The sequence below is a fragment of the Streptomyces sp. Da 82-17 genome (genome assembly GCF_046098215.1).
Taxonomy (GTDB): Bacteria; Actinomycetota; Actinomycetes; order Streptomycetales; family Streptomycetaceae; genus Streptomyces.
This window is the reverse complement of sequence record NZ_JBJURH010000024.1, coordinates 34,142-43,310: the sequence shown is the minus strand read 5'-3', so window position 1 is coordinate 43,310 and position 9,169 is coordinate 34,142. Positions and strand designations below refer to the sequence as shown.

The following is a 9,169-nucleotide window of genomic DNA, read 5'->3' as shown; positions in this document are numbered from 1 at the left end:
TCGGAGCGGACCATGCCACCCGGTTCCGGTTCCGGTTCCGGTTCCGGTTCCGACTCCGGCACCCGGTTCCGGCACTCGGTTCCGGTTCCGGTTCCGGTTCCGGCACCCGGCTCCGCTCCGCCCCCGGCGGCCGTTCCCGGGGCGGAGCAGCAGGCCGTGCACGGCTCCCGAACCGGCCAGGCCGTCAGGCCGCGGCGTCCTGCGTCAGGCCGCGGCTGGTGACGAGGCGGGCGCTGCCGTCGGTCAGGCGGTACGACAGGCCGACGACGGCGGTCTTGCCCGCGGCGACCTGGTCGGCCAGGACCCGGGAGCGGTCCATGAGGACGTCGACGGTGTGCCGGATGTGCTCGGCGATGATGTCGTCGTCCTCGCTGAGCCCGGCGGCGCGGGCGGCGAGGACGCTGGGCGTGACCCGCTCGATCAGGTCGCGTACGTATCCCGTGGCGGGGACGCCGTCGGCGAGCGCGGCGCGGGTGGCGGCGACGGCGCCGCACGAGTCGTGGCCGAGGACGACGACGAGCGGGGCGTTCAGGACGCTGACCCCGTACTCGATGCTGCCGAGGATCTCCGGCCCGGCCACGTGGCCCGCGGTGCGGACGACGAACAGGTCGCCGAGGCCCTGGTCGAAGATGATCTCGGCGGCGAGGCGCGAGTCGGAGCAGCCGAACATCACGGCGAACGGGCGCTGGGCGGGCGCGGTCTCGGTGCGCCGGGCGGCGTCCTGGTTCGGGTGCGACGGGGTGCCTGCGACGAAGCGCTCGTTTCCGGCCAGGAGCAGCTTGAACGCCTCGTCGGGGTTCTGGGGCAGGGAATCAGTCATGGCAGCAGGCTAATCGGGCCCCTGACCAGCTGCGCGAGCGGGATCTCGGACTTCGGGGGCGGCCGGATTCCTGGAGGGGGCGAGGGGGCAGAGCGGTCTGCTGTTCTGCGGTGGGCGCACGCGCGGGACGCAGGCTCGGAGGGCGAGCCTCCGCCCCGCGCGGGGCATCCGGGCGGTCTATGACGACACCGCAGCCCCCGACCGCTCGCCGTGCGCCGTGACCCGCACCGGCGACGTGTCCGGTGCGCTGTGGCGTTCGGCCCAGTTGTCCAGGGCCGCGCGGCAGGCGTGGTCCAGGTGGTGCAGGCCGGACAGGTTCAGCTCGATGGGCCGGTCCTGCGGGAGTGCCTCCAGACTGTCGAGGAGCTTCGGAAGCCGCAGGAACGTCGCGTTGCCGGAGGCGTAGACCTGGATCGGGCCGGCGCCCTTGTCTATGACCTCCAGCTTGACGTGCGAGGCCTCCCAGGCCGTCTTGATCACGGAGAGCGCGAGGCCGATGAGGACGCCCTCGAACATGTTCACCGCGACGATCGACACGGCCGTGACCACCAGGATCAGTGCCTCGCCCCGGTGCCCGCGCCACAGTTCGGCGATCTGCCGGAACGGGATGAGCTTCCAGCCCGCGTGCACGAGGATGCCGGCCAGCGCGGGCAGCGGGATCAGCGCGAGGGCCGAGGGCAGCGCCGCGGCGAACAGCAGCAGCCATACGCCGTGCAGTACGCGGGACGCCTTGGTCTTCGCGCCCGCCTGGACGTTGGCGGAGCTGCGCACGATCACCGCGGTCATCGGCAGGGCGCCGAGCAGGCCGCAGAGGGTGTTGCCCGTGCCCTGGGCGATCATCTCCTTGTTGTAGTCGGTACGGGGACCGTCGTGCAGCCGGTCCACGGCGGCCGCGCTGAACAGCGACTCGGCGGAGGCGATCAGCGCGAACGCGATGACGGTGCCCCAGATCGCCGGGTCGGCCAGCTCGGCGAAGGCCTCCACGCCCGGGAGTTGGACGACCCCGAGCAGCCCCTCGACCTGGACGGTGGCGACCGGCAGGCCGAGGGCGAGCGAGGCGACCGTGGCGAGCAGCACCGCCGCGAGCGCACCCGGCACGGCCTGGGCCGCCTTCGGCAGCTTCTTCCACAGCACGATGACGGCGACGGTGCCCGCGCCGACCGCGAGGGAGACGAGGGCCTCGGTGCTGCCGAGGACGTCGCCGAACGCGCCGGGCAGGCCCACGATCTTGCCGATGCCGGACTCGGGGGCCTTGAGCCCCGCCGCCGCGTACAGCTGACCCGCGATGATCACCAGGCCGATGCCGCAGAGCATGCCCTCGACGACGGCGACGGAGATGGCCCGGAACCAGCGGCCCACTCTGAAGAAGCCCATCGCGAGCTGCAGCAGACCGGCCATCAGCACGATCACACCGAGCGCGGCGACGCCGAACTCGCTGACCGCCTCGAAGACCAGCACCGTCAACCCGGCCGCGGGGCCGGAGACCTGCAGGCTGCTGCCCCGCATCAGACCGGTGACGAGCCCGCCGACGATGCCGGTGACGAGGCCGAGTTCGGCCGGGACGCCAGAGGCGACGGCGACGCCGACGCACAGCGGCACGGCGACCAGGAACACGACGATGGACGCGGCGAAGTCCTGCCGCAGATGAGGGAACTTGGTCAGCACACCCATGGCGGCCCTCACAGCGCGGCGAACGCGTCGGTGTCCGCGTCGTGCTCGAGGACGGCGCCGGTGTGGACCTCGTAGTACCAGCCGCGCAGGGTGAGCCGGCCCGCGGCGAGCCGCTTCTCGACGCACGGGTAGGAGCGCAGCCGCAGCAACTGCGTCAGGACGTGGTGCTGCACGGCTTCGGCGACCGTCGGGTCGGCCGGGTCCTCGCAGCGGGGTTCGTCCGCGGCGTGCGCGAGCCAGTCGCGTACGGCGGGGACGGATTCCAGGTCGTCGCCCCGTACGACCGCGCCGACGGCGCCGCAGTGCGAGTGGCCGCAGACGACGATGTGCTGGACGCCGAGGACCTCCACCGCGTACTCGATGGTGGCGGTCTCGCCGGTGGGGGTGGTGGAGGCGTACGGCGGGACGATGTTGCCGGCCGTGCGCAGCTCGAAGAGCTGGCCGGGCCGGGCGCCGGTGATCAGGGCCGGGACGACCCGGGAGTCGGCGCAGGTGATGAACAGGACTTCCGGGGACTGGCCCTCGGCAAGCTTGGCGAACTCCTCAGGGCGCTGTCCGAACGTACGGGCGTTGTCGATGAGGGGCTGCATGGTTCTTGTGGTTCCTCCTGGCGCGCCGCACGGGCGCGTCGGACGTACAGGACGGGTGTCGTTCGTGCTCCGGCGTCGACGGCGGAGCACCTGAAGTGCCGCTGATGGGTGGACTGTCGGGGATCTCGACTACGGGCCGTGCGCGGCGCTGGGTGTGCCCGGCGGGCCCGCTGCTCCACGTCTCTACAGCACGTCAGTGCTTGGTCAACGAACGGTCAAGAAACACAATAACCCTGCAAAATCGAGTGCGGGGTTAACTGCGTGTTTCGTCGCAACGTGAGCTGAAAGACGCGTCATCCCTGGCGGGAACTGGCCCTTGACATGCGGAAGTTCGTCACATGGGCGAAGCGCGCGTGAAACTGTCCTCACGTACGCGGGAACAGCAGCCGGAACAAGGCGCCGCCGCCCGGCGCGTGTTCGGCCGTCAGCTTCGCGTCGTGCGCGTCGGCGATCTGCCGGGCCATGGCGAGGCCGAGCCCGGACCCCGGCAGGGCACGGGCGCTGCGGGCCCGGTAGAAGCGGTCGAAGACGTACGGCAGGTCCTCCGCGGCGATGCCGGGCCCGTGGTCGCGGACCGTCACTTCCAGCGAGCTCTGCGACGCGGTCAGCGTGACCTCGACGGGCTCCCGCGGCGGGCTGTACTTCGCCGCGTTGTCCAGGAGGCTCGACATCAGCCGGGACAGCCGCTGCGGCACGCCCGCGACCGTGGCGGTCTCCGCGTCGGGATCTGTGGAGAGCCGGAACGGCACGTCCGGCCAGTGTCCGCGGGCCGCGCTCACGGTGTGCGCGACGACCGCGGCGAGCCGTACCTCCTCCAGAAGCGGATCGGGCTCCTCGTCGCGCGCCAGCTCGATCAAGTCGTTGACCAGGAGGGTGACTTCGCGCAGCTGCCGGTCGAGGCCCGCCTGCGCCCGCTGCCGCTGCGCATCCGTGAGCCGGTCGCCGCGCGCGAGGAGCTCCACGTTGGTGCGCAGCGCGGTGAGCGGGGTGCGCAGCTCGTGCGAGGCGTCGGCCACGAGCCGGCGCCGGGCCGTCACCGACCGCTCCAGCTCGTCGAGCATCAGGTTGAACGACGCGGCGAGCCGGGTGACTTCGTCCGCGCCGTCGGGGGAGCCGGGCGGCAGCTCGATGCGGTGCCGGGCGTCGCGCGTGCTGGCGATGCGTTCCGCCGTGGCGGTGAGACGGCCTACGGGCGCCAGACCGGTGCGCGAGACCCACCAGCCGAGGCCGCCCGCGAGCAGCACGCCGACGCCCCCGACCGCTCCGAGGAGCCACGCCGCCTGCCGCACACCCCGGTCGACGGTGTCCGCGCGCACCGCGACCTGCAGCGCACGCCCGTCGTCGAGGGGCCTGGTGAGCATCCGCCCGCGGTGCCCGGCGAGGTCCAGCTCGCTGTAGTACGCCGCCCGCTGCCCGGCCGCCACCTGACGCGTCGCCTCGGTGACCGGGAGCCGGTACGGGGATTCCGGATCGCGGGCCGCGTCGGCGGGCACGAGTTGCGCACAGGCGGGCGCGGCCAGGTAGCGGCACTCGCCCTGCAGGACGCCGAGGGGCTCGTGCTGCGCCTGCTGCGCGGCGAGCCGTGCGGACTGCGAGAGGTGCAGGTCGAGTTGGTGCAGGAGCTGGTGCCGGATGACGAGGAACGCGGCGACGCACACCCCGACGGCGACGGCCGCCACCGCCGCCGACGCGGCCAGCGTCAGCCGCGTCCGCAGCGGCCGGCGCCGCAGCCAGCGGGCGTGCCGACGCCGCCCGTCGCCGCCGCCGGACCGTGAGGGGCGCGGGCCTGCGGGAGTCACGACAGGTCCAGCCGGTAGCCGACCCCGTGCACCGTGTGGACAAGGCGCGGGCCGCCGTCCGCCTCCAGCTTGCGCCGCAGGTAACCGACGTACACCGCGAGGGAGTTGGAGTCCGGGCCGAAGTCGCAGCCCCAGACGCGCTCCAGGATCACCTCGCGCGGCAGCACCTGGCCGGGGTGCCGCAGCAGCAGTTCGAGGAGGGCGAACTCGGTGCGGCTGAACTCCAGGAGACGGCCGCCGCGTCGACCCGTACGCGTCCGCGGGTCGACCACGAGGTCTCCGTACGACAGCTCCTCCGGCTCCTCCGGCGGGGGTGCCGCGCGGCGCAGCAGGGCGCGGACGCGGGCGATCAGCTCGTCGAGGGCGAACGGCTTCACCAGGTAGTCGTCCGCTCCCGCGTCGAGGCCGTCGACGCGTTCGCTCACCGAGTCCAGGGCGGTGAGGACGAGGACGGGCGTGCGGTCGCCGACGGCCCGCAGCTGCCGGCAGACTCCGAGGCCGTCCAGGCCGGGCATCAGCACGTCGAGCACCACGGCGTCGGGCGCCCACGCGCCGATGCGGGCGAGCGCGGCGAGGCCGCTGTCGACGTCCTGCACGTCGTAGCCCTCCACCGTCAGGCCGTCCGCGACGGCACCGCGGACCTCGGGGTCGTCGTCCACCACGAGGATCCGGGGTGCGGGGCGGGGGTCTTCCGGTGTGCTCATGGCGTCCAGCCTGCCAAAGCCCGGTCTTAGAACCTTCTTAAAGGCGGCCGTCAGGTTGGCGGCATGCACTCACCCCACCCCACTGTCCCGCCTCTGTCGGTGGTGATCGGCGCCGGCGGCACCGGCGGCCACATCTACCCCGGACTCGCCCTGGCCGACGCGCTGCGCCGGGCCGTGCCGGGCGCCCTGGTCACGTTCGTCGGCACCGAACGGGGCCTGGAGGGCCGGCTCATACCCGAGGCCGGCTACCGGCTGCACACCGTCGACATGATCCCCTTCGACCCGTCCCTGGGCGCCAGGCGCTACCTGCTGCCCGCCGCCCTCCTGAAATCCGGCGCCCAGTGCCGGACCATCCTGCGCGAGCAACGGGCACAGGTCGCCGTGGGCATGGGCGGCTACCCCAGCGCACCCGTGATCGTCGGCGCGCGCATGGCCGGACTGCCGAGCGTCATCCACGAGTCCAACGCGGTGCCCGGCCGTGCCAACCGTTTCGCCGCCCACCTCACGGACCGGATCACCCTGGCCTTCGAGGAGAGCAGGCAGCACCTGGCCGGCGGCCGCCGCGCGGACACCGTCGGCATGCCCGTCGCCGCGCGGCTCGCCGCACTCGACCGGTCCGGCCTGCGGGCGGAGGCCCGCCGCCGCCTCGGCCTCCCGGCGGCCGCCCGCGTGCTGCTCGTCAACGGCGGTTCCCTGGGCGCGGCCCGGCTCACCGCGGCCGCCGTCGGCCTCGCCGCACTGTGGCAGGACCGCACCGACGTGCACCTGCTGATCAAGACGGGCCCCGCGGCCCTCGACGACGCGCGGCAGGAGCTGGTGGCGAGCGGCGGCAGCGCCGTCGCGACCGCCGTCCCGTACCTCGACCACATGGACCTGGCGTACGCGGCCGCCGACCTCGTCGTCTGCCGCGCAGGTTCCGCGACCGTCGCCGAACTCGCCACCACCCGTACGCCCGCGGTCCTGGTCCCCTATCCGCACGCCCCCGGGGACCACCAGACGCACAACGCGCGCGTGCTCACCGACGTCGGCGCCGGAGTGCTGCTCCCGGACGCGGCGACCGACACCCCGCGCCTGGCTGCGAGCGTCGGCGGACTCCTGTGGGACGACGACCGCCTGCGCGCCATGGCCGCCGCGGCCGACCCCGGGACCCACGCACAGGCCGACGACCTGCTCGCCGCCCACGTACTGCGGCTCGCGGGCCACCCCGCCCCGGGCACGCCCACCGCCCCCACTCCCATCGCTCCCACCCCCACCGCAACCGCATCGGAGACCCTCGCATGAGCAACAGCACCCCCGCCTCCTCCTCCCGTCAGGCCGCCGACTGGGCCGGTCGCACCGTCCTCGTCACCGGAGCCGAGGGGTTCATCGGCTCCACGCTGGTCGACCTCCTCGCCGCCCGCGGCGCGCACGTCCGCGCCCTCGTCCACTACAAGCCGTACGGCCACGCCGGCCACCTCGCCCACCACCTCGCCGACCCGCACAGCCGCGTGGAGACGATCGCCGGCGACGTCCGCGACCCGGGCCGGGTCGCGGACGCCGTCGCCGGCTGCGACACGGTCTTCCACCTCGCCGCGCTCATCGGCATCCCGTACAGCTACGACTCGCCCGGCGCCTACGTCCACACCAACGTCGTCGGCACCGAGAACATCGCCGAGGCCTGCCGCCACCACCAGGTCCGGCGGCTGCTCCACACCTCGACCAGCGAGGTCTACGGCACCGCCCGCACCGCCCCCATCACCGAGGACCACCCGCTGCAGCCGCAGTCCCCGTACTCCGCGTCGAAGATCGGCGCCGACATGATGGCCCTCTCCCACTGGCACGCCTTCGAGCTCCCGGTGACCGTCGTACGCCCCTTCAACACCTACGGCCCGCGCCAGTCCGCCCGCGCCGTGATCCCGACGATCCTCGCCCAACTCCACGCGGGGGCACGGCAGATCAGGCTGGGCTCGCTCACGCCGACCCGCGACTTCACGTACGTCACCGACACGGCGGCCGGATTCCTGGCCCTGGCGGACTGCGACCGGGCCGTAGGACACAGCGTCAACCTCGGCACCGGGCAGGAGATCTCCATCGGCGACCTGGCCGAGTCCCTGATCGCCGCGTCCGGCCGGGACGCCGAGATCGTGGCCGACGAGTCCCGGATGCGGCCGTCCGGCAGCGAGGTGCAGCGGCTGCTCTCCGACAACTCCCGCGCCCGCGAGTGGGCGGGCTGGCGCCCCGAGGTCTCCCTGGACGAGGGCCTGCGCCGTACGTCGGACTGGATCCGCGACAACCTCCACCTCTTCGCCGCGGACCGCTACCAGGTCTGAGCCCGACCGCCGCCGTACGGGCCCGGTGCGGGCCCCCGGCACCCACCGCCGTCGTACGAGGCCCGACACCGGTCGCGGTTGTCCGGCCGAGCCCGATCGAACCCGCTGCGGCCCTGCGGCGAACCGTGCCGTCGCGGGCCGCAGCCCGGAGGACCCAGTGCGCCCCACACCCCCTCGTCCGCGCAGCCGCGGAGCCCGCCACAAACGCACCAGCGGCGCCGCCGCCCGGACCGGCGACGGACAGCCGCGCGACCGCCGCCGCAGGCACGGCAGTGGTCGTGCGCGCCGGCGCCTCGCGGCCCTGCTGGGCTGCCTGCTGCTCGCCGGTACCGGCCTGGGTTCGTGGCTGGCGTACGACAGCCTGAACGACAACTTGTCCACCACGGACGTCACGTCCCGCCTCGGCTCCGACCGCCCGCCCCGCACCGCGGGCAAGGCCCTGAACATCCTGTTGCTGGGCTCGGACTCCCGCGCGGGGGACAACGCGGCGTACGGCGGGCACGTCGACGGAGCCCGCTCCGACACCGCCATGCTCGTCCACCTGAACGGGGACCACACCGCAGCCACGGTCGTCAGCGTCCCCCGCGACACGGTGGTCCACCGGCCGCCCTGCGTCCGCCCCGACGGCACGACCGCCGGGCCCGCGTCCGCCGCGATGTTCAACACGGCGTACGCGGTGGCGGGCAGCCCCTGCACGGTCAAGACGCTGGAGAGCCTCAGCCGGATCCGCGTCGACCACGTGGTGGAGGTCGACTTCACCGGCTTCAAGAAGCTCATCGACACGATCGGGGGAGTGGAGGTGAAGGTGCCCCAGGACATCCACGACCCCAAGAGCGGCCTCGACCTGACCCGAGGCGAGCACCGCCTGGACGGCGAACAGGCGCTCGCGCTCGTACGGACCCGCTACGGCATCGGCGACGGCAGCGACCTGGGGCGGATACGCCTGCAGCAGCTGTTCCTGTCCGCCCTGGCCGTGCAGATGAAGGCCGACCACCTGCTCACCAACCCCGTCCGCCTCTACCGGATCGCCGACGCCGCCACCTCGGCCCTCACCACCGACGAGGAACTCGGCTCCCTCAAGGCCCTCTCGTCCCTGGCCCACGACTTCGCCGACGTGGCCCCCGACGCCATCGACTTCCACACCCTCCCCGTCGAGCCGTACCCCGAGGACCCGAACAGAGTCCAACCCGCCGAACCGGCAGCGACCCACCTCTGGAACACGATCCGCCGGGACGGGCGGGGGAGGGGTTGAGTACGGGGTTGAGTACGGGTGCGG

8 protein-coding genes are annotated in these 9,169 nt (G+C 73.5%); 3 read left to right on the top strand and 5 right to left on the bottom strand.

Translation table 11 applies throughout. The annotated features are described in order from the left end of the window. Positions 1 to 184: 184 nt before the first annotated feature. From ACIDOF_RS31335 to ACIDOF_RS31315, 5 genes are all read right to left on the bottom strand, one after another. Complete coding sequence (locus ACIDOF_RS31335) at positions 185 to 820, bottom strand: carbonic anhydrase (protein WP_409009552.1); 636 nt, start codon at positions 818 to 820, stop codon at positions 185 to 187. Between the two features lie 177 nt (positions 821 to 997). Continuing rightward, positions 998 to 2,491, bottom strand: coding sequence for a SulP family inorganic anion transporter (locus ACIDOF_RS31330; protein WP_409009551.1), 1,494 nt, complete (start codon positions 2,489 to 2,491; stop codon positions 998 to 1,000). A gap of 8 nt (positions 2,492 to 2,499) precedes the next feature. Next, positions 2,500 to 3,081, bottom strand: coding sequence for a carbonic anhydrase (locus ACIDOF_RS31325; protein WP_409009550.1), 582 nt, complete (start codon positions 3,079 to 3,081; stop codon positions 2,500 to 2,502). 365 nt (positions 3,082 to 3,446) lie between these two features. After that, complete coding sequence (locus ACIDOF_RS31320; RefSeq protein ID WP_409009549.1) at positions 3,447 to 4,880, bottom strand: sensor histidine kinase; 1,434 nt, start codon at positions 4,878 to 4,880, stop codon at positions 3,447 to 3,449. Continuing rightward, complete coding sequence (locus ACIDOF_RS31315) at positions 4,877 to 5,584, bottom strand: response regulator transcription factor (protein ID WP_409009548.1); 708 nt, start codon at positions 5,582 to 5,584, stop codon at positions 4,877 to 4,879. Before ACIDOF_RS31315 ends, ACIDOF_RS31320 begins: the two co-directional genes overlap by 4 nt. Before the next feature lie 63 nt (positions 5,585 to 5,647). Between ACIDOF_RS31315 and ACIDOF_RS31310 the strand changes: the two genes are divergently transcribed. The 3 genes from ACIDOF_RS31310 to ACIDOF_RS31300 all read left to right on the top strand — a co-directional run bounded on the left by ACIDOF_RS31310 (position 5,648) and on the right by ACIDOF_RS31300 (position 9,145). Next, positions 5,648 to 6,865: a UDP-N-acetylglucosamine--N-acetylmuramyl-(pentapeptide) pyrophosphoryl-undecaprenol N-acetylglucosamine transferase gene (locus ACIDOF_RS31310; RefSeq protein ID WP_409009547.1), complete on the top strand. Its 1,218-nt coding sequence runs from the start codon at positions 5,648 to 5,650 to the stop codon at positions 6,863 to 6,865. Continuing rightward, positions 6,862 to 7,893, top strand: coding sequence for a GDP-mannose 4,6-dehydratase (locus ACIDOF_RS31305; protein ID WP_409009546.1), 1,032 nt, complete (start codon positions 6,862 to 6,864; stop codon positions 7,891 to 7,893). The genes ACIDOF_RS31310 and ACIDOF_RS31305 overlap by 4 nt, the downstream gene beginning before the upstream one ends. Positions 7,894 to 8,050: 157 nt before the next feature. Then, positions 8,051 to 9,145: an LCP family protein gene (locus ACIDOF_RS31300; protein ID WP_409009545.1), complete on the top strand. Its 1,095-nt coding sequence runs from the start codon at positions 8,051 to 8,053 to the stop codon at positions 9,143 to 9,145. Positions 9,146 to 9,169 lie beyond the last annotated feature (24 nt).

What these genes read in the sequence shown, in the direction of transcription:
- ACIDOF_RS31330 (WP_409009551.1), bottom strand. Translation starts at nt 2,491, where the DNA reads ATGGGTGTGCTGACCAAGTTCCCTCATCTGCGGCAGGACTTCGCCGCG.
- ACIDOF_RS31310 (WP_409009547.1), top strand. Translation starts at nt 5,648, where the DNA reads ATGCACTCACCCCACCCCACTGTCCCGCCTCTGTCGGTGGTGATCGGC.
- ACIDOF_RS31335 (WP_409009552.1), bottom strand. Translation starts at nt 820, where the DNA reads ATGACTGATTCCCTGCCCCAGAACCCCGACGAGGCGTTCAAGCTGCTC.
- ACIDOF_RS31325 (WP_409009550.1), bottom strand. Translation starts at nt 3,081, where the DNA reads ATGCAGCCCCTCATCGACAACGCCCGTACGTTCGGACAGCGCCCTGAG.
- ACIDOF_RS31305 (WP_409009546.1), top strand. Translation starts at nt 6,862, where the DNA reads ATGAGCAACAGCACCCCCGCCTCCTCCTCCCGTCAGGCCGCCGACTGG.
- ACIDOF_RS31315 (WP_409009548.1), bottom strand. Translation starts at nt 5,584, where the DNA reads ATGAGCACACCGGAAGACCCCCGCCCCGCACCCCGGATCCTCGTGGTG.